Below are 24310 nucleotides of genomic sequence, written 5' to 3' on the forward strand. Positions count from 1 at the left end.
ATCCACAGTGACTTTCCGCGAGTGGTGCGAATCTGACGGATGGTACCGGCCGCTTGCCGGACGTTCCAAACTTCGGTTCGGGGTGGAAAGCAGCCATCGTCCATCTACCCGAAACCCGCCCTTCGGGGGGCGCCTCCCGATCAGAAGCTGACCCTGAGCTGCGCGGTTCCACCGAGCCGGCTTGTGTTAGCGGAGAGTTCGGTATCGACGCGCATGCCGAGGCTGACGGTTTGGCTCAGGCGGATGTCGGCGCCTGCCGTGACCAACGCGGCATTCCGATCAGGCCTGGCGCCGGTCACTGCGAAGCTCGCGCCAGGCAGGCCGTTGAGCGAGGCGCCGAGATCGAAATCGCGCTGAAAGTAATGCGCCCAGGCCCCCCGCACGAAACCCGTGACCGGCATGGCGCCCGCCATCAGGTTGGCGTCGAGTTGCAGGCCGAGTTCGCTGCGGCTGGTCATGTCGGAACGGCTGGCCAGCGTCAGTGTGCCGGCGACGGCGCCGGTCGTGGCGCGCTCCATTGCGGCGGGGCTGCTGGCGTGCACCGCCTGGAAGGCGGCCAGCGGCGACAGCGTGATGCCGCTCCAGCTCATCACCGGCAGGCTGGCCTCGACCCGCCCGCTCCAGGCCTGCGTCGCATAGGACGCCGTGACCCCGGTCAGGCCGAGTGCGGGAATGGCGCGGTTCGTGTCGGTGTCGAGCCTTGCATAGCCAAGCGCCGCGGCCAGGTTCACGCTTCCCACCAGGGTGCGGCCGTAGAGGCCGGCCTGAAAGACATCGGCCTCCGCCTTGCCGAGCCCGGCCGAGAGCGAGGCGCGCGACTGGCCGCCCGAGACGGCGGCGCCGACGACGGTGTTCGTGCCCAGTCGGATGTCGGCACCAACCGCGAGATGCGCATCGGAGAGGTTGCGATTGGCAGAGCCGACGATCCGGTCGCCATCATTGCGCCCGGTCGAGCCGAAGGTCGCGCCCCAGAGCGAGAAGCGCGCCGGATCGAAGCTCTGGCGTCCCGGCCCGTCCTGCCTTGAGGGCAGGTCGGCGGTAAAGCCCGTGGCACCTGCGGGCCCGCCGGGCGCCCCTGAAAGCCGGCCGGCGCCCGAACCATCGAGCATCGTGCCGAGGAATTGGCCAGCCGCGCTGTTGGCCATAGCCGGCGCCGAGGTGTGGACCTCGCCCGAAAGCTGGTTGACCGCGGCCGGAATGGCGGCTGCCGGCAGGTTGTAGATCGCAAACAGCGCGGACGGGTTGGCGCCATTCGCCACCACCGCGTCGATCGCCGAGGCGACCGCAACCGCATTGGCCGGGCGGCCGACACCGAGCGAGCCAGGTCCCGAAGGTGCCACAGGAGGCGTCACGATCGGAGCCAGCGGCTTCGGGGTGAGCGTCAACTGGACCTCGGTGCCGGTATAGCTGACCGTGCGGGTGACACCGTCGCCGAAGGAGGCGCTGGTATCGACCGTGCCGAAGCTGCTGCCGCCCAATCCGCCCGCTGCCGAAAGCAGCGTATAGGGCGACGAGAACAGATAGGCGCCGCCGAGCGGCACGATCCGCAACGTGCCTGCAAGGCTCGCCGTGCCGGAGACATCGAGCCGGTCGGAGGCCGCCCCCTGCACCTCGGCGAGGTAGAGCGAGCCGGCACCCAGCGTCAGGTTGCCGTTGATCGTCAGCGTCCCCGGCGAGTTGCCCGGCGCGACCGTACCGTTCACCGTCGTCGAAGGGAGCGTGCCCGAACCACCGATTGTGGCGCCTGCCGCGACGGTCAGGCTGGCGGACGACGCAATCGAGCCGTTCACCACCAGCGTGCCGCCGGTGACCGCCGTCGCGCCCGTGTAGGTATTTGTGCCGGAGAGCACCTGCGTGCCGGCGCCGGTCTTGACCAGGCTGAGGGCGCCGCCACCCGCTGCGTCGACGAAAAAGCCGCCGAAGGTCGCCGTCCCGCTCGCGGGGGCGATGGTCAGCGTCGCTGCGGTCCCATTGCCGTTGGCGACAGCGCCGGAGCCGGACAGGGATGCGATGCTGTTGCTGTAGCCGCCAAGGTACAAGGCCCCATCGACGACATGATGGGACATCGCGGAGAAGGCCGTCGACGAAGATGCAACGAGGGCGGTGTTGGCCTGAACATGCGTCGCGGCCGAATAGGTGTTGTTGCCGTAGAGGACGACGGTCCCTAGCCCGCCCGAACTGGCGATGGTCAGGGTTCCGGCTGCGCCGCCGGCGCCATCCGTGATGTTGCCGGTCATCCTCATGGTGCCCATCGCCGTATGGAAGGTGCCGCCGGCGGACGTGATCTGCACCGCGTTGTTGACACTAAGGATGGCGCCCCCATTCCGCAGCGCGCCGCCATTCAGCGTCAGCGTGCCGGTCCCCAAGGCTGAGTTGTTGTTCATCACCAACGTGCCGGCATTGAGGCTCGTCCCGCCCGTGTAGGTGTTGGTGCCAGCGAGCACCTGCGTGCCCGCGCCGGCCTTGACCAAGCTCAAGGCCCCGGCGCCGCCGTCTTCGATCCGGCCGCTAAAGGTCGTCGTCCCAGCCGCCGGAGCGATGGTCAGTGCCGCGGCGGTCGGATTGCCATTGACGACAGTTCCCGTGCCAGCCAGGGAGGCGACGCTGTTGCTGAAGCCCGCAAGAACCAAGATTCCATCGACGTCATGATGGGATCTCCCGGAAAAGGCCATCGACGAACCAGCACCAAGGATGGTGTTGGCCTGAACATGCGTCGCAGCGGAGTAGGTGTTGTTGCCCCCGAACGCGACAGTTCCGAGACCGCCCGAACTGGTGATGGTCAGGGTTCCTGCTGCGCCGCCGGCACCGTCCGTGATATTCCCGCTGAGGTCGAGAGAACCTGTCGCCACGTCGACGGTTCCGCCGGCATTGGTGATCAGAACAGAATTGGTATTCGCGAAGATGCCGCCGTCGATCTTCAGCGTGCCGCCGTTCAGCGACAGCGTGCCGGTCCCCAAGGCCGAGCCGTTGTTCATCACCAACGTGCCGGCGTTGAGGCTCGTCCCGCCGGAATAGGTGTTGGCACCCGAAAGCGTGAGGGCTCCGCTGCCCAGTTTCACCAGACCACCGGCCTGAGAGATGACACCGGAAAAGGTGGTCGAGTTGTTGTCGCTGCCGGTGGTCAGGGTGCCACCGCCCAACGTCACCGCGCCCGATCCCGCCAGCGAGCCGATCGACTGGTTGAAACCGCTGAGGTCAAGGATGCCGCCAGCATTGACTGTCGTGGTGCTGCCGGCGCTGAACGCGTTGGCTCGGCCGGCCGCTAGCGTGCCAGCAGAGACTGTCGTTGCACCCGTGTAGGTATTGACGCCGCTCAGCGTCAGCGTGCCGGTGCCAACCTTGCCGATCGAGATCGATCCGGACGTTTCTATGAACGCGCCGCCAAAGCTCGTGCTCGTGTTGAGCGAGCCGATCGCGAGCGCTGCGGGTGCACCGGAGAAATTCTCCACCCTGCCACCAATGCCCGAAAGCGACCCGATCGTTACCATCGGCGCTGAGCCGCGCAACGCGAGGCGGCCTCCGCCACCGAGGTTGAAGGTCGAGTTACCTCCACTGGAGGAGCCATCAAGGATGACATTACCGCCGGCCGCGAGGTCATAAGTGACGTGGTCGCCTGTCGCTCCGGAAACGAATATCGTGTTCGAGGGGCCCGATCCGGTTGCGATGGTCTGGTTCACGCCGGAGACATTCACGACCCCGGTGTTGATGGTAAGATTGTTACCCAGAGTAAGCGTGTAGCTCGTCGCTCCGGGTCCGAATATGATCTGACCAATTGAGGTGTCTGCGGTTGTGAAAACACCGGACAGGGGTCCAGCGCCAAAATTGGCTGTATCTGAGGAGCTCGGGACAGCGATCGGAGACCAGTTTGCACCCGTATTCCAGTCGCCTGTCGTCCCGATCCAAGTGCTCTGCGCCGCCGCCGGTCCCGCAGCCACGGATGCCAGCAGCGCGAGTTTGACGATGGACGGTGCATGGCCGCGAACCCGCACGGTGGAGGGCGCCATGAGTGCCGTGGACCTGAGCAGCGCATGCTTCAACCGGTCGCTCATCATACCCCCCAGCAGTCTCGACACCGCCTAGACCGAAGCGGAGTCACAAAGGGAAGTTAGCACGATCGGCGGCAAACCCCTTGGCGCCGCGTCCACGATTCCCGGAGGTTTCGTGATTTCAGACCGATGTTGCCATCGGGTAACAATCGCGCCTTGCCAAGAGGGTTGAGGCGGCTTGATGCTGTCGCGGGCTACCGTCGGCGTCGCCCCGGACGTGCTCCAGAGGCTGGGGCAAATCGAAAGCGGCCGGCTAATCTCATCGTCCGACGCCGGCGCGGGAGGCCGACACCGCTGGTCGCCAGATTGAACTGCCGGGAAGCGGACCGATGACTTTGCCCTCTCGCACGTCTCGCGCAGCGAACAGCGTGGTCGTGCCCTGGCGCTTGTAGTCGTGTGTCATGGTTCCGGCGCGCCCCTCTTCAGCGGAGTCCCGGCTCGGTGCGGTCCAGCGCCTGAATCTGGGATTTCTCGTCGACCGACAGAACGATGGTGTGGACCGGCCAATAGCTGGCGAAGCAGGCCCTGAAGGCCAAGCATGCCGCGCGCGAGCCATGCATGTGCCGGCGGGTTGTCCACGCCGGAATCGCGGCTCGCCCGCATTGACGCTGGCGCCGGCCGGCCGGTAACACATCAACACGATAGAGCCGCGACCGGCCGAGGCGGAGCCTTCGATGTATCAGGCCCAGACGCATGGCGTGCGCGTGACCGCGGCGCCGCGTTTCATGGATGGCGAATCCTCGCATGCGCAGGGCCGCTATTTCTGGGCCTATGCGATCGAGATCGTGAATCTCTCGACGCAGACCGTGCAATTGATGACCCGGCACTGGTTCATCACCGACGGGCGCGGCGAGGTCCATGAAGTCCGCGGCGAAGGCGTGGTCGGCAAGCAGCCAGTGCTGCGGCCGGGCGAGAGCTTCAACTACACCTCGGGCTGCCCGCTGACGACGCCGGACGGCTCGATGCACGGCTTCTACGCCATGCAGGATGAGAACGGCACGATCTTCGATGTCGAGGTGCCGCTCTTCCCGCTCGATTCCCCCTATGTGAAGAAGGTTCTGCATTGACCGCCTCCGCTCAAGCCGGGCAGCGCTATACGCCGCTCGATATGCTCGCCCGCCTCGTCGCCTTCGACACGGTGAGCGACAAGTCCAACCTGCCGCTGATCGATTTCGTCGAGGATTACCTCGCCGGCTGGGGCGTCTCCTGCGTGCGCTTCCCCAATGAGACCGGCGACAAGACCGCGCTGTTCGCGACCTTAGGCCCGCAGGATCGCGGCGGCATCGTGCTGTCCGGCCATACGGATGTCGTGCCGGTGGCGGGTCAGGCCTGGAGCCGCGACCCGTTCACGCTGCATGTCGAGGAGGGCAAGGCCTATGGCCGCGGCGCCGTCGACATGAAGGCCTTCGTCGCGCTCGGGCTGGCGCTGGTGCCGGACTTTTTGGCGGCCGAGCTCAAGACACCGATCCATCTCTTCCTGTCCTATGACGAGGAGGTGACCTGCCTCGGCGTCGTCGACGGCATCAATGCCATGGGCAAGACCCTGCCGCGGCCGCGCGCCGTCATCGTCGGCGAGCCGACCATGCTCGACATCTGCGACGCGCATAAGGGGGTCAGGACCTTCCAGACCGTGGTCAAGGGTTTCGCGGCGCATTCCTCCAAGCCGCAGCTCGGCGCCAGTGCGGTCCATGCGGGCGCGCTGCTCGCCGCCGAGCTCGACCATATGGCCGAGGATGCCAGGCAGCGGCCGGACACGAGCGGTCGTTTCGACCCGCCCTATGACACCGTCCATATCGGCACCTTCCATGGCGGCATCGCCCGCAACATCCTGGCCGATCGCAGTGAGATCCTCTGGGAGATCAGGACAGTGCCGAGCTCCGACCCCGAGGCCGGGCCGGCTCGTTTCGCGAAGACGGCCGACAAGGTGCTGGCGCGGATGCGCGCGACCGCGCCGAGCGCGGCGATCGAGACGCAGATGACTTCGGACGTGCCGGGTCTGGCGCCCGATCCGGGCTCCGAGGCCGAGCGGCTCGCCATGCGGCTTTCCGGCCGCAACCACACGATCGCCGTCGCCTATGCGACCGAAGCGGGGCATTTCCAGCAGGCCGGACTTCCGACCGTGGTCTGCGGCCCCGGCTCGATCGACCAGGCGCATCAGCCGGACGAATACATCACGCTGGAGCAACTGGCAGCCGGCGAGACCTTCATGCGCAAGCTGATGGCGGAGTGCCAGGCGGGGTAGGCCAGTTCCGGGCTGACGTTCACGCACTTCGTCATGCTCGCCCTTGTGGCGAGCATCCACGTCTTGAACACCGCACGGCATCGACGAAGACGTGGATGGTCGGGACAAGCCCGACCATGACGGGAGCGGCGTGCTTAGACGCCTACTGCCCCGCCGCCTGCCCGTCCTCGACCTCGGCCGGGTCGAAGGAATAGCGCCGCGAGCAGAACTCGCAGGTGACGCCGAGCTTGCCGTCATCGGCGATCATCGCCTTGCGGTCCTCGGGCGCGAAGCCGCGCAGCATCGAGAGCACGCGCTCGCGCGAGCAGCGGCAGGCCTCATGCACGACGACCGGCTCGAAGACGCGGGCGCCGCGCTCGTGGAACAGGCGATAGAGCAGGCGCTCGCTTTCCAGCGTCGGGTCGAGCAGTTCGTGGTCCTCGACCGTCTCGACCAGCGAGCGCGCCTCCATCCAGGCATCGTCACTGACCCCGTCCGGATCGCCCTTGGCGAGGATCTCGTGCCCCTCTGGAGCATCGCCCGGATGCATATCGGCGGCGCGCAGGCGATCCGCCGAATGCGGCATGAACTGGACGAGGATGCCGCCGGCGCGCCATTGCGGGCGCCCGCCCGTGGTGACGGTGCCGACGCCGAGCCGAACCCGCGTCGGGATCTGCTCGGACTGGCGGAAATACTGATGCGCGGCCTCTTCCAGGCTTTGGCCCTTCAGCGCGACGATGCCCTGATAGCGGGTCGTGGCCGAGCCCTGGTCGACGGTCATGGCGAGATGACCCTCGCCGAGGAGCTCTCCGCTCGAGATCTTGCCGAGCGCGATCGCGTCGACGAGTTTGGCCTCGTCGATATGGGCGACGGCCCGGAAATTGTCGGGCGCGTTGAAGTCGACGACCATCATCGGGATGGCACCGTCGCTCTTGGTCTGGAGCTGGAAGCGGCCCTCGAACTTGAGTGCCGTGCCGAGCAGGACGGTGAGCGCCGCCGCCTCCCCGAGCACGCGCGAGACGGGCTCCGGATAGCCGTGGCGATCGAGGATCGCATCGATCGCCGGGCCCAGCCGCACGACGCGGCCGCGCACGTCGAGATCGGGCACGGCGAAGGGGATGACCCGATCGTCGAGCCCGGTTGTGCTCATGCTGTCGTCGGCGGCCATCAGGCCGCGACTCCACCGAAGCACCAGGCGAGAATGCCCTTCTGCGCATGCAGGCGGTTCTCGGCCTCATCGAAGACGGCCGATTGCGGGCCGTCCATGATCGCATCCGTGACCTCCTCACCGCGCGAGGCCGGCAGGCAGTGCATGAAGATCGCGTCCTTCTCGGCGCGCTCCATCAGCCTGTCGTCGACCTGATAGGGTCGCAGCAGGTTGTGGCGGGTGCCTTCGTTGTCATCGCCCATCGAGACCCAGCAATCGGTGATGACGCAATCGGCGCCCTCGACCGCTTCCTCGGGGCGATGGGTCAGCTTGATCCGGGCGCCCTGCTTCTTGGCCCAGGCGATCAGGGCCGGCGGGGGGCTAAGCTCCTCCGGCGTCGCGACGGACAACTCGAAATCGAGCCGGCCGGCAGCGTGGACCCAGGAGGTCAGCACGTTGTTGGTGTCGCCCGTCCAGGCGATGCGCTTGCCCTCGATCGCGCCCTTGCGCTGCTCGAAGGTCATGACATCGGCCATGACCTGGCAGGGGTGCTGGCGCTTGGTCAGGCCGTTGATCACCGGGACGGTGGCGTATTTCGCCATCTCGACCAGCGAGTCGTGATCCAGGATGCGGATCATGATCGCGTCGACATAGCGCGAGAGCACGCGGGCGGTGTCCGCGATGGTCTCGCGCTCGCCGAGCTCGATCTCGTGGCCGGCGACCATCATCGGCGATCCCCCGAGCTCGCGGATGCCGACGTCGAAGGAGACGCGGGTCCGCAAGGACGGCTGCTCGAAGATCGTGGCGATGACCTTGCCCTCGAGCAGGCGGTCTCCGGCGGCGGCGGGCGTACGGCGTCGCGACTTGATCTCCTCGCCCGTGCGCAGGATCGCGCGCAGCTCGTTGCCGGAGAAATCGGAGAGATCGAGGAAATGGCGCGTCACGGGCGCTTCCTTCGCTTCGCTGGTGGGGTCTGGGGTGAAATTATTCGGCGGCCGGGCGCTTCAGCGTCGCCTCGACGGCGGAAGCCGTCTTGTCGAGACGCGAAACCCCCTCGGCCACATCCGCCTCCGAGATGATCAGCGGCGGCAGCAGCCGCACGACATTGTCGCCGGCGCCGACGACGAGCAGACCGTGAGCACGGGCCTCGTTGACGAAATCGGTGTTGAGCGTGTGGAGCTTGAGGCCGAGCATCAGGCCCTCGCCGCGGATCTCGGCAATGACCTCGGGATGCCTGTCCTTGAGCTCGGCCAGCGACTGCTTCAGCCGGAGCGAAATCTGGCCGACATTCTCGATGAAGCCGGGCGCCAGCACGACGTCGAGCACGGCATTGCCGACCGCCATGGCGAGCGGGTTGCCGCCGAAGGTTGTGCCATGCGTGCCAAGCGTCATGCCCGAGGCCGCTTCCTCGGTCGCGAGGCAGGCGCCCATCGGGAAGCCGCCGCCGATGCCCTTGGCGATCGACATGATGTCGGGGGTGACGCCGTATGTCTCGTGGGCGAAGAACTTGCCGGTGCGGCCGACGCCGGTCTGGATCTCGTCGAAGATCAGCATCAGGCCCTGCTCGTCGCAGAGATCGCGCAGCAGCTTGAGGAAACGGGCCGGCACGGAGCGCAGGCCGCCCTCGCCCTGGATCGGCTCGATCATCAGCGCGGCGGTCTCGGGGCCGATCGCGGCGCGCAGCGCCTTCTCGTCGTCGAACGGCACCTGGTCGAAGCCGTCGACCTTGGGGCCGAAACCGTCGATATATTTCTGCTGGCCGCCGGCGGCGATGGTCGCCAGCGTCCGGCCGTGGAAGGCGCCCTCGAAGGTGATGATGCGATAGCGCTCGGGATGGCCCTTCGCGGCATGGTATTTCCGCGCCATCTTGATGGCGCACTCGTTCGCCTCGGCGCCCGAATTGGTGAAGAAGACGCGTTCCGCGAAGGTCGCCTCGCAGAGGCGACGGGCCAGCCGCTCGCCATCCGGCGCGCCATAGAGGTTCGAGGTGTGCCAGATCTTGCCGGCCTGTTCGGTCAATGTCTTGACCAAATGCGGATGGGCGTGGCCGAGCGCGTTGACCGCGATGCCCGCGCCGAAATCGAGATAGCGCGTGCCGTCGGCGGTGATCGCCCAGGGGCCCTCGCCGCGCTCGAAGGCGACGGGGGCGCGGGCATAGGTCGGGACAAGCACGGACTGGCTGGCGGAAACAGGGGCGGGAGCCATGGGACGAAGATCCTCGCGAGGGGGACGGGGTGAGAAACGGATTGGCGCTGAACGGAAAACGACGATCCGGGATGGATGCTGCAGGGATGCAGCCACGATAAGACCCGGTGACGACGTTATCGTCGCACCCAACTCCCGATCTCTCGTCGCGCCGTCATCCGCATCGTCGGAACCTTGATCCGCCAAACATAAGCGCCGCCCGATCGAGGGCGGCGTCACCTTGTGGATAAATATGCTTAAGGCGGCCGCGGCTGTCAATTCAATGCCGCGGGGACAGTGTTGCCGAAAGGATTCGCTTGACCGCACAATCGCGAATCGCCTGGGGAAAAGCCTGATTCCGATTCGCTGACTCTTGTTCGCGAGTCACCGCAGCTTGTATGGTCGGCTTCGTCAGATACGACATTTCGTGCGGCGCCTCCTGTACCGTCTGTTGCGGCAGCAACGGCTTTGTCCCTGCGACAAGGCCGCCGGTCCCGGATTCCGTCACGAAGCGCCCTTAAAGGCGGATCCCGCGAGGGATCGGCCGGACAAGACAGGTGATGCGGATGAACGAAGCCGGAGCATGGACGGAAGAGCGCGTCGAGCTGCTCAAGAAGCTCTGGAGCGATGGGCTGAGCGCCAGCCAGATCGCCGCCGAGCTGGGCAGCGTCACGCGCAACGCGGTGATCGGCAAGGTCCACCGGCTCGGCCTCTCGGGCCGCGCCAAGAGCGCGGCACAGCCGGCCGCGCCACGCAACAGCACAGCCCGCAAGGCCCCGGCGCGCTCGCCGAGCCATCCGATGGCCGGCGCTGCGCCCGCGCCGACGCGCGGCGCCCATGCGCTGGCGCCCGGCTTCGCGCCTGAGGCGGAAATCGCGGTCGAGGCGTCGCCGCTGCCCTCCGAGGACGTGGTGATCCCGTTCTCCGAGCGCGTCACCATCATGGACCTGCGCGAATACATGTGCCGCTGGCCGATGGGCGACCCGACGACGCCGGAATTCCGCTTCTGCGGCGCGCGTTCGCAGACCGGCCTGCCCTATTGCAGCCACCACGCCCGCATCGCCTACCAGCCCGCCGCCGACCGCCGGCGCGACCGGAGCAAGGCCCGGGCCTGATCGGGTTTGGGAGCATCGAATAGGAAAACCGGCCGAAAGGCCGGTTTTTTTGTTGCCACAAACCTCACCGCCGTCATCCCGGACAAGCCGCGAAGCGGCGCCGATTTGGGATCCATTCCGGACCTTTGCCGGAAGCGTTCCGGCATGGATCCCGGGTCTCCCTCCGGTCGCCCGGGATGACAGAGCTTCTCTGATGGGGCGGAATGCCCTTTACAATCTCCGCTTCTTCTCCAGCGAGCGGCTCCAGCGCGAGAGCGCGAAGCAGATCAGCCAGTAGATCGCCCCCGAGAAGACATAGGCCTCCATGTTCATGCCGACCCAGTTGGGATCGGCGAGCGAAGCCTGGGCGATGCCGAGCAGGTCGAGGATCGAGACGACCAGAACCAGCGTCGTGTTCTTGATCAGCGCGATGAACTCGTTGGTCATCGCCGGCAGCGAGATGCGCAGCGCCTGCGGCAGGACGATCAGCCCCGTCGCCTTCCAGTAGTTAAGGCCGAGCGCCGTCGCCGCCTCGCGTTGGCCCTTGGGCAGGGCCTGCAGGCCGCCGCGCACGGCTTCGGCCATATAGGCGGCGATGACGAAGCCCAACCCGATCACGGCGCGCGCCAGCCGGTCGATGTCGATGCCGCCCGGCATGATCAGCGGCAGCAGCAGCGAGGCGAGGAAGATCACCGCGATGATCGGCACGCCGCGCCAGAACTCGATGAAGATGACGCTGATCAATCGGATCACGCGCAGTTCCGATTGCCGGCCGAGCGCGAAGAGGATGCCGAGCGGGATGGCGATCAGGCTCGCATAGATCGAGATGAACAGGGTCAGCATCAGCCCGCCCCATTCGCGCGTCTCGACATAGCGCAGTCCGAAGCCGCCGGAGAGCAGCCAGATGCCGAGCGGCGGCAGAACGACGAGCATGGCGACGCCGAGCTTCAGCCGCAGACGCTGCGGCGCCAGAACGACCGCCGCGATGCCGAGGACGAAAACGATGCCGGCGATGTCGACGCGCCAGCGCTGGTCCACGGGATAGAGCCCGTACATGAACTGGCCGAAACGGGCCCGGATGAAAACCCAGCAGGCGCCGCCGGCGGTGCAATCGGCCCGCGTCGTGCCGTGCCAACTGGCGTCGATCACCGCCCATCGCAGCAGCGGCACCGCCACCCACGCGATGCCAAGCAGCAGCACCACCGTGACGAAGCCGGTGAAGGGCGTGCCGAACAGGCGCTCGCGCCAGAGCGACAGCGAAGAGGTGGAGGCGCGGCCGCTCATCGCGTCACCAGGGCGATGCGGGCATTGTACCAGTTCATCAGCGCCGAGACGGCGAGCCCGATGACGAGATAGACGGCGAGCGTCATGGCGATGATCTCGATGGCCTGGCCGGTATTGTTCAGCGCCGAACCCATGAACAGGCTGACCAGATCGGGATAGGCGATCGCCGCGCCGAAGGAGGAATTCTTCAGCACGTTGAGATACTGGTTGGTCATCGGCGGGATCATCACGCGCAACGCCTGCGGGATGGTGACGAGGCGCAGGATCTGGCCGGAGCGCAGGCCGAGCGCCGACCCGGCCTCGGTCTGGCCATGCGAGACCGACTGGATGCCGCCGCGCACGATCTCCGCGATGAAGCCGGCGGTATAGGTGACGAGCGCCGCCAGCAGCGCCACGAATTCAGGAATGACGACGAAGCCGCCGCGATAGTTGAAGCCGCGCAGCGCCGGCACGTCCCAGCGCGTCGCCAGCACCGCCCAGGTCAGGGCCAGCAGCGGGACTGCGAGCAGCAGGACGAGCCCAACGCGCAAGGTCGGCGCATGCACGCCCGTGCGCTCCTGGCGCTTGCGCGCCCAGAGATGGAATGCCGCATAGGCCAGGATGCAGGCGAGGATGATCCAGGCGGCGATCCGCAGATTCTCCATGCCGTCCGGCAGCGGGATGGTCAGGCCTCGATTGTTGAGGAAGGCGACGCCGAAGAGACCGATGCTCTGGCGCGGCTGCGGCAAGGCGGCGATGACGCCGAAATACCAGAACAGCACGAAGAACAGCAGCGGGATGTTGCGGACGAACTCGATATAGGCGCCGGCGATGGTCGAGACCAGCCAGATCGAGGAGAGCCGCGCGATGCCGACCAGGAAACCGAGCAACGTGGCGAGCACGATCGCGATCACCGTGACCAGCATGGTGTTGGCGACGCCGACCCAGAACAAGGCGAGGATGTTGTCGGCCTGGGTATAATGGGTGAGGACGAAGGGCACCTCGATGCCCGAGGTCCGCCAGAGGAAGCCGAAGCCCGAGGCGATGCCGGCCTTGACCATGTTCTCCGAGGCGTTGCGCACGAAGAACACGGTGAGGCCGACGAGCAGGACGACGACGGCGATCTGGTAGAACCAGTCGCGGACGCGCTTGTCGTTGATGAGGGATAGGACGTTCATGCCGCGAGGCCTTCGCAACTTGCGTCGGAAACACGCGGTCATCCCGGGCGGAACGAAGTGGAGACCCGGGATCCATGCCGGAACGGTTCAGGCATGGATCCCGGATCGGCGCCGCTGACGCGGCTTGTCCGGGATGACGCGCTGGCGGGGTCGCTAGGCGTCCGCTCTCACTGGAAGGGCGGGGTGAAGAGCACGCCGCCCTTGGTCCAGAGCTGGTTCTGGCCGCGCTCGAGCTTCAGGGCCGAGCCCATGCCGACATTGCGCTCATAGCTCTCGCCATAGTTCCCGACCTGCTTGATCGCCTTGTACATCCAGTCGTTCGGCAGCCCCATCATCTCGCCGAAGCCGCCCTCGACGCCGAGCAGGCGGCGGACCTCGGAGTTCTTCGAGTTCGCCTTCATCTCGTCCACGTTCGCGGAGGTGACGCCGAGCATCTCGGCTGCGATGGTGCCGTTCAGCACCCAGCGCACGATGAGCTGCCAGCGCTCGTCGCCCCAGCGCGTCACCGGGCCCTGCGGATCGTTCGAGATCGGCTTGGTCAGGATCACGTGGTCGCCGGGGACCTTGAGCTTGATGCGCTGGCCGGCGAGCGCGCCGACGCCGGCGGTATAGGCGTCGCAGCGCCCGGCGTCATAGGCGGCGATGGCGTCGTCGTTCTTCTGGAAATTGGTGATGGTGACCTTGAGGTTGCGCTCGCGGAACCAGTCGGCGGCGTTCTTCTCCTCGGTCGAGCCGGCAGCGACGCAGACCGAGGCGCCGTCGAGGCCCTCGGCATCCTTCACATTCGCCGATTTGCGGACGATGAAGGTCTGGCCCTCGTAGAAATTGATGCCCTGGAAGTTGAGGCCGAGCGTGGCGTTGCGCGAGAAGGTGATGGTCGAGTTGCGTGAGAGCACGTCGACCTGGCCCGATTGCAGGATCGGCCAGCGCTGCTGCACCGAGGTCGGCGTGTATTTCACCTTGCTGGCATCGCCGAGCACCGCGGCGGCGAGCGCCTTGCAGTAGTCGACATCGAGCCCGCTCCACTCGCCCTTGTCATTGGCGAAGGAGAAGCCGGGCAGGCCGAGATGCACGCCGCATTCGAGATTGCCGCGCGCCTTGACGGCGTCCAGCGTCGGGCTCGGCGCGAGCTGCTGCGCCTGCGCCATCGAAATTCCTGCAGCGAACAGAGCCGCCGTACCCAAGATCCTGAACGTCATATCCGTCTCCCCGAAGCCGTCGGGCGGCTTTCTGTGTTGCAGGGCGACTATGCAACAGGCGCAGGCAAAGCGATAGCGCATCGAAAGACGAGTGGATGGGGCGGCCCGGCGATCCCTGCCAGAATCTGTCAGGAATCGCCCTGTCGCCCCATCCTCAGCTGCCGAACACGGTGTTGAGCTGGCTGCCGACCATGATGAAGGTCGTGCGCTTCGACATCTCCTTCAGGCGCACCGCGCCGATATAGGTCATCGCCGAGCGCACCCCGCCCATCAGCTCCTGCATCGTGCCCTCGACCGGGCCGCGATAGGGCACCTCGACAGTCTTGCCCTCGGAGGCCCGGTACTTGGCGACGCCGCCGGAATACTTGTTCATCGCCGTGTCCGAGGACATGCCGTAGAAGGTCATCGCCACCGGCACCCTCTCGCCGTCGCGCTCCTCGTAGCGGATCTCGCCCTCGCATTCGTCATGGCCGGCGAGCATGCCGCCCATCATCACGAAATCGGCGCCGCCGCCATAGGCCTTCGCGACATCGCCCGGCACGGTGAGCCCGCCATCGCCGCAGACGAAGCCCTTCAGACCATGGGCGGCGTCCGCGCATTCGATGATGGCCGAGAGCTGGGGATAGCCGACGCCGGTCATCTTGCGGGTGGTGCAGACCGAGCCCGGGCCGATGCCGACCTTGACGATATCGGCACCGGCGAGGATCAGCGCCTCGGTCATGTCGCCGGTGACGACATTCCCGGCCATGATCGCGGCATCCGGGAAGGCCGCGCGCGTCGCCTTGACCGTGTCGACGAATTTCTCGGTATAGCCGTTGGCGACGTCGAGACAGATCTTGCCGATCGGCGACTGGGCGTGGACGGCCTTGAGCTTGTCATGGTCGGAATCCGTCGTGCCCAGCGAATAGAAGGCATTGACGGAGCCCGGCTCGCGGAAGAAGGCGATCAGCTCCTCGGCGCTGTAATGCTTGTGCAGGGCGACCATGGCGCCGTGCGTCAGCAGCGCGCGGGCCATCGCCATGGTGCCGACCACGTCCATGTTGGCGGCGATCAGCGGAAAACCCTTCCACTCCTTGCCGGTATGGGCGAAGCGGAACGAGCGTTCGACATCGACCTCGGCGCGGCTGCCCAGCGTCGAGCGCTTCGGGCGGATCAGCACGTCGCGGAAATCGAGCTTCGGATCGTTTTCGATGCGCATGATCGGGCCTCTGGATCTCGCTGTCGCGGGGCCAGGGCCCGGCGGCCGCACGCGGAGAGGCGTGCGCCGATTCATAGCCCTTGGGGCGGGACCGGCGCAATCCCGACGCTCAGGCCGCGGCTGGTGGCGGTGCGGCCGTGCGGGCGTTCTTGCGGATCGTATAGAGCGTCGCGCCGATGACGATGGCGGCACCGAGCCAGGTGGTGAGCGCCGGAATCTCGGCGAAGAAGACGAAGCCGGTGAAACTCGCCAGCAGCAGGCGGCTGAAATCGAGCGGGGCGAGCGCCGCCGCCTCGCCGACCTGATAGGCGCGGGTGATCAGCCATTGCCCGGCGGTGCCGAAGACGCTGAGTGTGATCAGCCAGAACCATTGATTGGGCGTCGGCATCTGCCACCAGAACCAGGTGGGTCCGGCCAGGAGAACGATCAGCACGATGCCCTGATAGAGCAGGATCGTATCGGTGCGCTCGCTCGCGGCGAGCTTGCGGACGCTGACCGTGATGGCGGCGCCGCAGATCGCACCGGCGACGGCGAGCATCGCATAGATATCCAGCCCCTCCGAGCTCGGCCGCAGCATGATCAGCACGCCGACGAACCCGATCGCCGTCGCCGTCCAACGCCTGATATCGACGACCTCCTTGAGGACGAGGACCGCCGCGATGGTGACGAACAGCACCTGGCTGAAGCCGATGGCGGTCGCCTGGGCGAGCGGGATTTTGATGACCGCCGTGAAACCGCACAGCATGGACAGGAGCGTGACCACGCTGCGAAAGACCTGCAGGCCGAGACGGTCGGTATGGAGCGCCCGCCGCAGGCTGCCAGCGGCGAAGAGCAAAAGGATCGCCGTCATGATCACCTGCCGGATCAGCAGGATCTGCGCGAGCGGAATGCCCTGCCCGACATGCTTGATGCCGGCGACCATCACCGCATAGACGAGCAAGGCGGCGAGCATGAAGACCGAACCGCGCAGATTCGGGCTCGCGCCGCGCCACCAGTAGCGCAGGCGCTGCCTGCGGGTTTCCAGCCAGCCCAACCTGCCTGCCTTCGCGCCACCCGATGGCTCGGCCTCGACGATCGGAACGGAGGCGGAAGACCCGGATCCCGGAGGCGCGGAAGCGGCCGGCTCATGCCAGGGGGCATCACCCTCGAACCCCGGCCGACCCTGCCGGCCGGACTGCCGTTCCTCGCTCATCACCCTCAACCAGTGGTCGGCGGCCGATGGCCGGCGCGGCATTTCATCCCTTGCCGCAAATCATTGAGGAAACGCGGCAATTCGGCCAATGACAATGCGGCATGGCCGCGTTGTCCCGGCCGCGCGACGCGCAGGGGCGACATACCAGGCGCGGACTGTGCAAGAGCTCCAACTGCCTCTAGGAGGAACCCGAAAGGGACCTGCCGCTTGACGCTTCGAGACTGCCCCTCTTGCCGCCTCCGGGCCATGGAAACCGACCGGCCGATCCGGCACGGCGGCACCGGCCGATGAAGGCCCTGTTCGACGATTTCCTGGGTGGCCTGCACCAGCTCGCCCCGAGCCACTTCCCCTACCGCCGCTTCGCGCTGGCGCTCGCGCTCGGCGGGCTCGGCGGCTGGCTCTTCGTCCAGGCGCAATTGCCCCTGCCCTGGATGCTGGGCTCGATGGTGGTCTGCACCATCGCCGCGCTGGTCAACCTGCCCGTCGCCGCGCCAGCGGTGATCCGCCCGCCGATGACGGCGGTGATCGGGGTGATGCTCGGCGCCTCGTTCAAGCCCGAGGTGATCTCGCAAATGCCTAACTGGCTGCCGACGCTCGCCGGGCTCGTGCTGTTCATGGTCGCCTGCGGGCTGTGCTGCGTCAGCTATTTCCGCCGTGTCGCCGGGTTCGACCCGGTCACCGCCTTCTTCTCCGGCATGCCGGGCGGCCTGATCGAGATGGTCACGGTCGGCGAGGAAAAGGGCGGCGATGCCCGCATCATCGCGCTGATCCACTCGGCCCGCATCCTGCTGGTGGTGATGACCCTGCCCTTCATCGTGCAGTGGATCGGCGGCGTCACGCTGAGCGGCGGGCGCGTCGCCGGTCCTTCCATCACGCAGACGCCGCTCGGCTCCGAGCTCTGGCTGATCGGCTGCGGCATCGCCGGCGTCATCGTCGGCCACTGGCTCAGGATGCCGGCAAAGTACCTGCTCGGCCCGATGCTGGTCAGCGCGATCGTGCATGTCACCGGCCTCAGCGCCGCAATGCCGCCATCGGAGATCGTCAATGCGGCGCAGCTCGTGCTGGGCGTCACGATCGGCTGCCGCTTCGTCGGCACGGCACCGCGCATCATCCTGCGGGTGCTGCTGCTCTCGGTCGGCTCGACCATGATCCTGCTGGCGCTGACGCTGGGCTTCGCCTGGCTCGTCGCGCTGATGTCCGTGCACGGCCATGTCCCGCTGATCCTGGCCTATTCGCCCGGCGGCCTCGCCGAGATGAGCCTGATCGCGCTGGCGCTCCATACGGAGGTCGCCTTCGTCGCGGCCCATCACATCATCCGCGTCTTCCTGGTGATGGTCTCGGCCGGACCGATCTTCGGCCTGATCGGCCGCCGGGACCGCAAGGCCGCGGCGGAATAGCAGCTCTCAGGCCAAAGCAGCGGCGAGGCCCCGCGCGAGACCGTCAGCCAGCGCAGCGCGCTGGCTCGCCATGAAGGCCGCACCATTGATGCGCTGCCGGTCTCCCATGCGGATTGTCGCGACGCGCTCCGTCAGCGCCCGGGCGAAGTCTTCAGCCGTATCGGCGAGGGTGAAATTGGCCGGCAGTGCCGTGAAACCGCGGCAGGACAGGATCGTCGCGACCGCCGGCAGGCCAAGCTGCATCGCCTCGATCGTCTTGAGCTGCACGCCGGTACCGGCCCGGCTCGACAGGGCAATCAGCCGGCAGGAGCGCAGGAAGTGCTCGGCCGAGGGCACGCGCCCGACGAGCGTCACGCTGAGCGGCGTCCGTAATTCGGGAGGTACCCGGCCGGCAATCGCGACGCGGATTCCATCGGGCAGCAGCGGGCAGACCTCCTGGAGAAACCATTCCAGGCCGATGAGATTCGAGCCCCAGGTCCAGGTGCCGATCAGGCCGACATCGAAGGCCGGCGCCTCGCCGGGATCGCCGGGTGGAGCCGCGGCCGGACCGTCGGCGGAGACCAGCGGCAGGGCGCAGGACTTGTCCCGGTATGCGGGGCCGATCGCCCCACGATCCTCCTCCGCGAGCGTCCAGATGAAGCGCGCCTCATGCCAAAGCTTTCGCTCCAGCCGCTCCAGCAGGCGTGCCTCGCGCCGGTAGAGCCGGCGCAACAGCAGGCTTTCGGCATGATCGGCGTTCTCGCCGGCCGAAACATGCTCGATATTGTGCTCGACGAGGATGCAGGGCGCGAGCCGCAGCAATTCCGGAAAAGCGCCCGGCAGCATGACGGAATTCAGGATCAGCGCGTCGAAAGGCCCGTGAGCCCGGACGGCCTCGACGAGGCGTCCCGCTCCCGCAAGCCTGAGCTTCGCGCAGGCAACCGGCAAGCCGAGCCGCACGGCCGCCGCGAGCCAGCGCAGCTTCTGCGCCGTCGGCACCACCGCGTTCTCGATATCGGCCTCGGCGACCACGACCGCCTGCTCGGGCTCGGCCGGAACCTCGCCGGGGCGCAGGAAACCGATCGCGGTGACCTCGTGCCCGGCCGCGCGCAACGCCGAGAGGATCGCCGCATTGGCGATCTCGAAGCCGGTATCCGGCCGGGCGACGGGAATGAGCGAGGTCAGGAAAGCAAGACGCAAGGCGGAAAGCTCGTCGACGGGTGGTAACTCCACTCGTCCCATTGGCCAGGCAGGTCAAGCTGCGCCGTCGGCTATGATCAACGGGATCTGCCGGGATCGACGGGTCTTTCCACGAAGGCGAACACCGAACCTTAAGCTGCCGCGGCCTAGCTTGCGGCGCGATGACCATGGCCAGCCAGACGACCGAAGCTGCGACCGGAGGCGAGCGGGATCGCTCGCTCCCCGCCTTCAGCATGCCCGAAAGTTTCGAGATCGTGGCCAGTTCGGCGCCGAAGGCGCTGGCGGGTGTCACGAGCGTCGTCTGCATCCCGACCTTCCGGCGCCCGGACATGCTGGAAGCGACATTGCGCTCGCTCGCCGGCCAAAAGGGCGGACATGATTTCGCGGTGATCGTGGTCGAGAACGAGGGTCTCGAGCGAGCCGGCGCCACCCGCGCCAGCACACTGCTCGCCGCCGGGCTGTTCAAGGGTTTCGTCATCGTCGAGCCGCGCCAGGGCAACTGCAAGGCCTATAACGCCGCCTGGCGCTGCGCGCTGACGCGCTTCCCCGCCCTGGAACAGATCCTCGGCATCGATGACGACGAGGAGGCGGAGCCGGGCTGGCTCGATGCTTTCGTCACGGCGGCCCGGACCGCACCGGCAGAGCTGTTCGGCGGCTCGGTCACGCCCGTCTTCACTGACGCCTCGCGCGCCTGGTTGTCAGCGCATCCGGTATTCCGGTCGCATTACAGCGCCTCCGGGCCGGTGCCGATGCTCTATTCGAGCGCGAACTACCTGATCCGGCGCAGCGTGCTCGAAAAGCTCGGCTTCCCGTTCCTCGACGAGAGCTTCGATTTCACCGGCGGCGGCGACACCGATTTCTTCACGCGCGCCAAGGCCGCCGGCTTCCGCTTCTGGTGGGTGCAGGAGGCGGCGCAGCGCGAGACCATGCCGGCGCGGCGCAGCGAATTCGCCTGGATCCACGCGCGCGGCCTGCGCAACGGCGCCCTCTCCGCAATGATCCAGAGACGCGAGAATCCAGGGGTTTCCGGCCGCATCCGGGTGCTCGCGAAATCGCTGGCCCTGCTTGCCGCGGCCTTTCCAAGGGGGCTCGCGCTCGGCCTGCGCACCCGCTCGGGGTTGATCGGCCTCTATCATCTGCAGGTCGCGATCGGCCGGCTGATGTCGGAATTCACCGGCACGAACGAGCAGTATCGCAAGCCCGAGAAGAACTGACCCGGCTTTCGCTCCCTCGACCCGTCATTGCGAGCGTAGCGAAGCAATCCAGGGGGACTGGGTCGCAACGTTCAATCCAGTCCTCCTGGATAGCTTCGTCGCTTCGCTCCTCGCAATGGCGATTCAGGCCGCGTTGATCACGAGGCCGCGCAACTTGCCCGCGTGCGGCCCGAGCGCCTTCTGCCAGCCCTCTGCCGCCGCCTTGGCGGAGCGCCCGTCGCGCGCGACCAGAACGATATCGTCGACCGCTTCGGCAAACCGCACGATCAGCCCCGCGATCGGCAGGCTGCCGCCATCGACGATCATCGGCCCGAAGCGATGCGCCGCGGCGAACGGGCCTGTCCGCAGCGAGCCTTGCCCGGCCGGCGGCGGGTTTCCGGCCAACGGCAGGAAGGTCAGGCCGGTGCCTTCGTCCTTGAGGATCGCGCGCGCCAGGGCGGCGCGCCCTGCCAGGACGTCGCCAAGCCCGAGCGGCGCATCGGCGGCGAAAACCGGGGTCAGGCCGTGAGCGCCGTCGCCGGCATCGACGAGCAGCGCCGGCAGGCCGGACCGGGCCGCATCCAGCGCGAGATTGAGGGCGAGCGTGGTCGCGCCCGCCTGCGGCTCGACGCCAAGAACAAGGACGCGGCGGCGCTGCTCGCCCCCCGCTGCCCCGGCCAGCGCGAGACGGACGGCCGAGACGGCCTCGGCGAAGCTGCCCTGCGGCTTGTCGATGACATCGACCAGATGCGCCTGCCCCTGGAAGACCGAGCGCGCTTCCGCCACGCCACGCCGCCAGCGGCGGTTGCGCACGGAGGGAATGGTGCCCAGCGTCGGCAGGGAAGCGGACTGGGAGGCCGGTTCGGGAGCTGTCTCTGAGATCCTCGCGGGGACCGAGCGGCGTACTGGCTCAGGAGCCGGTTCGGCCGTCGGCGCGGGCCGGCTCGGGGCGCGCTCCGCCTGCCCGCCCTGGATCGCCATGAGACGCCGCCAGCCCGCCGGTCCCAACCCTGAGGAAGCCGCCGGCGACGGCTCCGGCCGCATTGCCGCGGGCTGGGGCGAGGCAGCGGCTGGCGGGGGTGCAGGCCGTGGGCTCTCGGCCGCTTCGGTGGCGACGGCGCGCGGCGCGCGGCGCCAGAACGGCTTGGCTTGCGGCGGAGGGGAGGAAGGAGCCGCGGGCGCGGGAGGCGCGGATATCGGTCGCTCCTCCGCAACCGCCTCGGGCGCGGCGGGGCGCGGCGCACGGCGCCAGAACGGCTTGCGCGGGCGGGTTTCCCTGCTGGCCGGAGGTCGCGGTACGGCGAACAGGGCGAGGCCCAGCGCCAGCATGGCGCCTGCGCCGCCGCCGCCGAAGGCGCCGAGCATGGCGACCGTGCGGCGGCTCATGCCGCTCTTTTCGAGCGGGGGCATCGCCGGGCTGATGATGCGGGCATTGGTCGTGTCGATGCCGCCGAGCTCGCCGGTCTCGCGGGCGCGCTTCAGGAAGGCGTCGTAGATGGCGCGCGAGGATTCGACCTCGCGTTCAAGCTCGCGCAACTGCACCGAGGCGCGGCCGGCGGCGTATTGCCCGGCCGTGAGCTGGTCGACCCGGCGGGCGAGCTGGCGCTCGGCCTCGACCGCGCGGTCGTATTCCGCCTTGGCGGCGCGCGCGATGCGGGAGAGTTCGTCGGCGATCTGGCGGCGGGCATCGCGCACCTGCGACTGCGACGCGGTGAGGGCCGGGTGACGCGCGCCGAGCGAGGAGACGAGATCCGCCTCGCGCGCCAGCGCCGCGCCGAGCTGGGCGCGCAGCGCGGTCATCGTGTTGGAGGCGACGGCTTCGGGAATCGCGCCGGCCTCGATATTGGTCGCACGCGTCGCCGTGATCTGGTCGTATTTGGCCTTGGCCTCGGTCGCGCGGGTCCGGGCCGCGACGAGCTGCGTGTTGTTGAGCGACAACTGCTCCTCGCTCAGCGAGCGAGTGCCGACACCGACGATGTTGTTAGCTTCCTTGTATTTTTCCGCCTTTTCCTCGGCGATGCGCAGACGGTTGCGCAGTTCCTCCAGCCGCCCGGTCAGGGCCGTGGTCGCGCGCTGCGCCGCCTCGGATCGGACCGCGGCCTGATCGTCCAGATAGGCCTCGGCCAGGGCATTGGCGATCTTCGCCGCCTTGTCCGGGTCCTGCGCCGTCGCGGAGATGTCGATGACGAAGGTGCGCTCGCCGCGCCGGACGCCGACCGTTCGGTCGAGCGCCGCCAGCGCGTAGAGCGTCGCCTTCGGCGACGGGCCGGTGTCAGTACCCATCAGGCGGGAGAGGAAGCCGGCCGAGGCCCCGCCGAAATCGGGATCGCGATCGAGGTTCAACCGCTCGACGACGCGCGACTTGATGCTGTCGGAGGCGATCACACGCGCCTGGCTTTCGAGGTAGCCGGTGATCGAGGTCGGGTCGCTGCCGACGGTATTGGGCGAGACGTCGTTCTGGAGCACGCGCAGGTCACGCGGATCGATGAAGAGCTGCGCGGTCGAGACGTATTTCGGCGTCATCAGCAGCGCTGCGACGATCGCGAGCGCGAGGCCGAGCACGGCCATCAGCAGGATCAGCCCGCGCCGCGCCCACAGGGCCGTGATGATCCAGACGGGGTCGGCAAGGCGGGCAAGCTGGGCAGGCATGGCAGAAGCCGGCCGCTCGCGGCGGTCCTGCCTGTCCTGTGCTTCGCTCGCAGCCGGATCGGTCGTGAACATGACGCTACGCTTCACTGTCCCGCATCACATTGTGCCACGCCGGTAGCGCTCTAGCACGGTCATCATTGGCTTGGGCCGGTAATCGGCATCAAGCGGCAGGGGCCGGGCCCGGGCGTTGTCCTTGCGCGGGAAAGTTTCGTGAACCCATGAATAGCGGTCGGTCAGCCCCCAGGTGACGATCGCCTTCGGCCGCTTGGCCGAGACGACGGCGTCGAGGAAGGTCGAGACCAGGGCGGCGGCGGTCTTGTCGCGTTTCGCGGCATCGGCCGGCAGCTTCCAGTCGATGACGTCGAGCTCGGTGATCTCGACATCGAGGCCGAGCTCGTCGAGATCGCGCATGAAGCGCTGCAGGCCATCCACGTCGATGCCCTTGTCGGCATAGAGATGCGCCTGCATGCCCACGCCATGCACCGGGATGCCCTTGTCCTTCAGGCGCCGGCAGATATCGAGCGCGACCTTACGGCGCGCGGCGGCCCCGGGAACCGGCTCCTCGAAATGGAAATCGTTGAGGACGAGCCGGGCTTTCGGGTCGACCCGCGCCGCCGTGCGGAAGGCGATCTCGACATGCTCCGGGCCGAGCAGGCGCTGCCAGATCGTGTCGCGCCAGGGTCCGCCATCGGTGGGATCATATTTGATGACCTCGTTGACCACGTCCCAGGTCGCGATCTTGCCCTTGTAGCGGTCGACGACGATCTCGATGTGGTTGACGAGCTCGCGCTCGGCCTCGGCCCGCGTCGTCATTTCCCTGGCCCAATTGGGCAGGGCCTCGCCCCAGAGCAGGGTGTGGCCGCGCAGCGCCTTCCTGTTCTCCTGAGCGAAAGCCACGAGCTCGTCGGCGCCGGAGAAATCGAAGCGCGGCTGGTCGTGCCGCAAAGCCTCCCATTTCAGGTCGTTCATGGGGACGATGACGTCGCAATAGCGCTTCAGCGCGTCGCGATAGCGCGGGTCGTCGCGGAAGGCGCCGATCTCCGCCGCCGAACCGAAGGGAATCGGCCGGTTGGCCGCAAGGGCCGAACCGGTTCGGCCCATGGCACCGGCCACCAGGCAAGCGGAAGCGCCGCGCAGCACGCCGCGGCGCGTCGGCGACGCCCCATTCCG

17 protein-coding genes and 1 pseudogene are annotated in these 24310 nt (G+C 67.6%); 5 read left to right on the plus strand and 13 right to left on the minus strand.

Annotated features, from left to right (window positions below):
• Positions 1–140: 140 nt before the first annotated feature.
• Complete coding sequence (locus ACWIEX_RS22330) at positions 141–4049, minus strand: autotransporter outer membrane beta-barrel domain-containing protein (RefSeq protein ID WP_454035128.1); 3909 nt, start codon at positions 4047–4049, stop codon at positions 141–143.
• A 322-nt stretch (positions 4050–4371) separates the two neighbouring features.
• Positions 4372–4549, minus strand: a pseudogene (locus tag ACWIEX_RS22335) (IS630 family transposase); the annotation flags it as partial.
• 171 nt (positions 4550–4720) lie between these two features.
• Here ACWIEX_RS22335 and apaG point away from each other — a divergent pair.
• Positions 4721–5113: a Co2+/Mg2+ efflux protein ApaG gene (gene apaG, locus ACWIEX_RS22340; RefSeq protein WP_454035129.1), complete on the plus strand. Its 393-nt coding sequence runs from the start codon at positions 4721–4723 to the stop codon at positions 5111–5113.
• Positions 5110–6288: an acetylornithine deacetylase gene (argE, locus tag ACWIEX_RS22345; protein WP_454035130.1), complete on the plus strand. Its 1179-nt coding sequence runs from the start codon at positions 5110–5112 to the stop codon at positions 6286–6288. The genes apaG and argE overlap by 4 nt, the downstream gene beginning before the upstream one ends.
• 142 nt (positions 6289–6430) lie before the next feature.
• Here argE and ACWIEX_RS22350 read toward each other — a convergent pair whose 3' ends face one another.
• From ACWIEX_RS22350 to ACWIEX_RS22360, 3 genes are read right to left on the minus strand one after another with little or no spacing between them, the layout of a single operon-like run.
• Positions 6431–7435 carry an Hsp33 family molecular chaperone gene (locus tag ACWIEX_RS22350; RefSeq protein WP_454035131.1) on the minus strand — a complete coding sequence of 335 codons (1005 nt, stop codon included), beginning with the start codon at positions 7433–7435 and terminating at the stop codon, positions 6431–6433.
• Positions 7435–8358 (minus strand): ornithine carbamoyltransferase, encoded by a 924-nt coding sequence (argF, locus tag ACWIEX_RS22355; RefSeq protein WP_454035132.1) that lies wholly within the window; start codon positions 8356–8358, stop codon positions 7435–7437. The genes ACWIEX_RS22350 and argF overlap by 1 nt, the downstream gene beginning before the upstream one ends.
• Positions 8359–8398: 40 nt before the next feature.
• On the minus strand, positions 8399–9619 hold the full coding sequence (locus ACWIEX_RS22360; RefSeq protein ID WP_454035133.1) for an aspartate aminotransferase family protein: 1221 nt from the start codon (positions 9617–9619) through the stop codon (positions 8399–8401).
• 545 nt (positions 9620–10164) lie between these two features.
• Between ACWIEX_RS22360 and ACWIEX_RS22365 the strand changes: the two genes are divergently transcribed.
• Positions 10165–10713 carry a GcrA family cell cycle regulator gene (locus tag ACWIEX_RS22365; protein ID WP_454035134.1) on the plus strand — a complete coding sequence of 183 codons (549 nt, stop codon included), beginning with the start codon at positions 10165–10167 and terminating at the stop codon, positions 10711–10713.
• 210 nt (positions 10714–10923) lie between these two features.
• On the opposite strand, the gene ACWIEX_RS22370 is transcribed toward ACWIEX_RS22365, so the two are convergent.
• The 5 genes from ACWIEX_RS22370 to ACWIEX_RS22390 all read right to left on the minus strand — a co-directional run bounded on the left by ACWIEX_RS22370 (position 10924) and on the right by ACWIEX_RS22390 (position 16722).
• Complete coding sequence (locus ACWIEX_RS22370) at positions 10924–11976, minus strand: amino acid ABC transporter permease (RefSeq protein WP_454035135.1); 1053 nt, start codon at positions 11974–11976, stop codon at positions 10924–10926.
• The gene (locus ACWIEX_RS22375) at positions 11973–13133 is read right to left on the minus strand and encodes an amino acid ABC transporter permease (protein WP_454035136.1); all 1161 of its coding nucleotides are present in this window, start codon (positions 13131–13133) and stop codon (positions 11973–11975) included. Before ACWIEX_RS22375 ends, ACWIEX_RS22370 begins: the two co-directional genes overlap by 4 nt.
• 167 nt (positions 13134–13300) lie before the next feature.
• Positions 13301–14332 (minus strand): amino acid ABC transporter substrate-binding protein, encoded by a 1032-nt coding sequence (locus ACWIEX_RS22380; RefSeq protein WP_454035137.1) that lies wholly within the window; start codon positions 14330–14332, stop codon positions 13301–13303.
• 154 nt (positions 14333–14486) lie between these two features.
• Positions 14487–15530 carry a GMP reductase gene (locus ACWIEX_RS22385; protein ID WP_454035138.1) on the minus strand — a complete coding sequence of 348 codons (1044 nt, stop codon included), beginning with the start codon at positions 15528–15530 and terminating at the stop codon, positions 14487–14489.
• A gap of 109 nt (positions 15531–15639) precedes the next feature.
• Complete coding sequence (locus ACWIEX_RS22390) at positions 15640–16722, minus strand: DMT family transporter (RefSeq protein ID WP_454035139.1); 1083 nt, start codon at positions 16720–16722, stop codon at positions 15640–15642.
• Positions 16723–17009: 287 nt separating this feature from the next.
• Here ACWIEX_RS22390 and ACWIEX_RS22395 point away from each other — a divergent pair, with 287 nt between their 5' ends.
• A complete protein-coding gene (locus ACWIEX_RS22395) occupies positions 17010–18119 on the plus strand; it encodes an AbrB family transcriptional regulator (protein ID WP_454035140.1) in 1110 nt (369 codons plus the stop codon).
• A gap of 6 nt (positions 18120–18125) precedes the next feature.
• Here ACWIEX_RS22395 and ACWIEX_RS22400 read toward each other — a convergent pair whose 3' ends face one another.
• The gene (locus ACWIEX_RS22400) at positions 18126–19298 is read right to left on the minus strand and encodes a glycosyltransferase (protein ID WP_454035141.1); all 1173 of its coding nucleotides are present in this window, start codon (positions 19296–19298) and stop codon (positions 18126–18128) included.
• A 167-nt stretch (positions 19299–19465) separates the two neighbouring features.
• Between ACWIEX_RS22400 and ACWIEX_RS22405 the strand changes: the two genes are divergently transcribed.
• Entirely contained in the window at positions 19466–20512 is a 1047-nt protein-coding gene (locus ACWIEX_RS22405) for a glycosyltransferase family 2 protein (RefSeq protein WP_454035142.1), read from the plus strand.
• A 123-nt stretch (positions 20513–20635) separates the two neighbouring features.
• Here ACWIEX_RS22405 and ACWIEX_RS22410 read toward each other — a convergent pair whose 3' ends face one another.
• On the minus strand, positions 20636–23212 hold the full coding sequence (locus ACWIEX_RS22410; protein WP_454035143.1) for an exopolysaccharide transport family protein: 2577 nt from the start codon (positions 23210–23212) through the stop codon (positions 20636–20638).
• A gap of 24 nt (positions 23213–23236) precedes the next feature.
• Positions 23237–24241, minus strand: coding sequence for an endo-1,4-beta-xylanase (locus ACWIEX_RS22415; RefSeq protein ID WP_454035144.1), 1005 nt, complete (start codon positions 24239–24241; stop codon positions 23237–23239).
• Positions 24242–24310: the final 69 nt, after the last annotated feature.

The organism is Allobosea sp. NPDC055353, from assembly GCF_053644975.1.

Bases quoted from the DNA above. Each gene is read 5' to 3' on its own strand.
- ACWIEX_RS22330 (WP_454035128.1), bottom strand. From the start codon at position 4,049: ATGAGCGACCGGTTGAAGCATGCGCTGCTCAGGTCCACGGCACTCATG.
- apaG (WP_454035129.1), top strand. From the start codon at position 4,721: ATGTATCAGGCCCAGACGCATGGCGTGCGCGTGACCGCGGCGCCGCGT.
- ACWIEX_RS22350 (WP_454035131.1), bottom strand. From the start codon at position 7,435: ATGGCCGCCGACGACAGCATGAGCACAACCGGGCTCGACGATCGGGTC.
- ACWIEX_RS22360 (WP_454035133.1), bottom strand. From the start codon at position 9,619: ATGGCTCCCGCCCCTGTTTCCGCCAGCCAGTCCGTGCTTGTCCCGACC.
- ACWIEX_RS22365 (WP_454035134.1), top strand. From the start codon at position 10,165: ATGAACGAAGCCGGAGCATGGACGGAAGAGCGCGTCGAGCTGCTCAAG.
- ACWIEX_RS22370 (WP_454035135.1), bottom strand. From the start codon at position 11,976: ATGAGCGGCCGCGCCTCCACCTCTTCGCTGTCGCTCTGGCGCGAGCGC.
- ACWIEX_RS22375 (WP_454035136.1), bottom strand. From the start codon at position 13,133: ATGAACGTCCTATCCCTCATCAACGACAAGCGCGTCCGCGACTGGTTC.
- ACWIEX_RS22380 (WP_454035137.1), bottom strand. From the start codon at position 14,332: ATGACGTTCAGGATCTTGGGTACGGCGGCTCTGTTCGCTGCAGGAATT.
- ACWIEX_RS22385 (WP_454035138.1), bottom strand. From the start codon at position 15,530: ATGCGCATCGAAAACGATCCGAAGCTCGATTTCCGCGACGTGCTGATC.
- ACWIEX_RS22390 (WP_454035139.1), bottom strand. From the start codon at position 16,722: ATGAGCGAGGAACGGCAGTCCGGCCGGCAGGGTCGGCCGGGGTTCGAG.
- ACWIEX_RS22395 (WP_454035140.1), top strand. From the start codon at position 17,010: ATGAAGGCCCTGTTCGACGATTTCCTGGGTGGCCTGCACCAGCTCGCC.
- ACWIEX_RS22405 (WP_454035142.1), top strand. From the start codon at position 19,466: ATGGCCAGCCAGACGACCGAAGCTGCGACCGGAGGCGAGCGGGATCGC.
- ACWIEX_RS22410 (WP_454035143.1), bottom strand. From the start codon at position 23,212: ATGTTCACGACCGATCCGGCTGCGAGCGAAGCACAGGACAGGCAGGAC.
- ACWIEX_RS22415 (WP_454035144.1), bottom strand. From the start codon at position 24,241: ATGGGCCGAACCGGTTCGGCCCTTGCGGCCAACCGGCCGATTCCCTTC.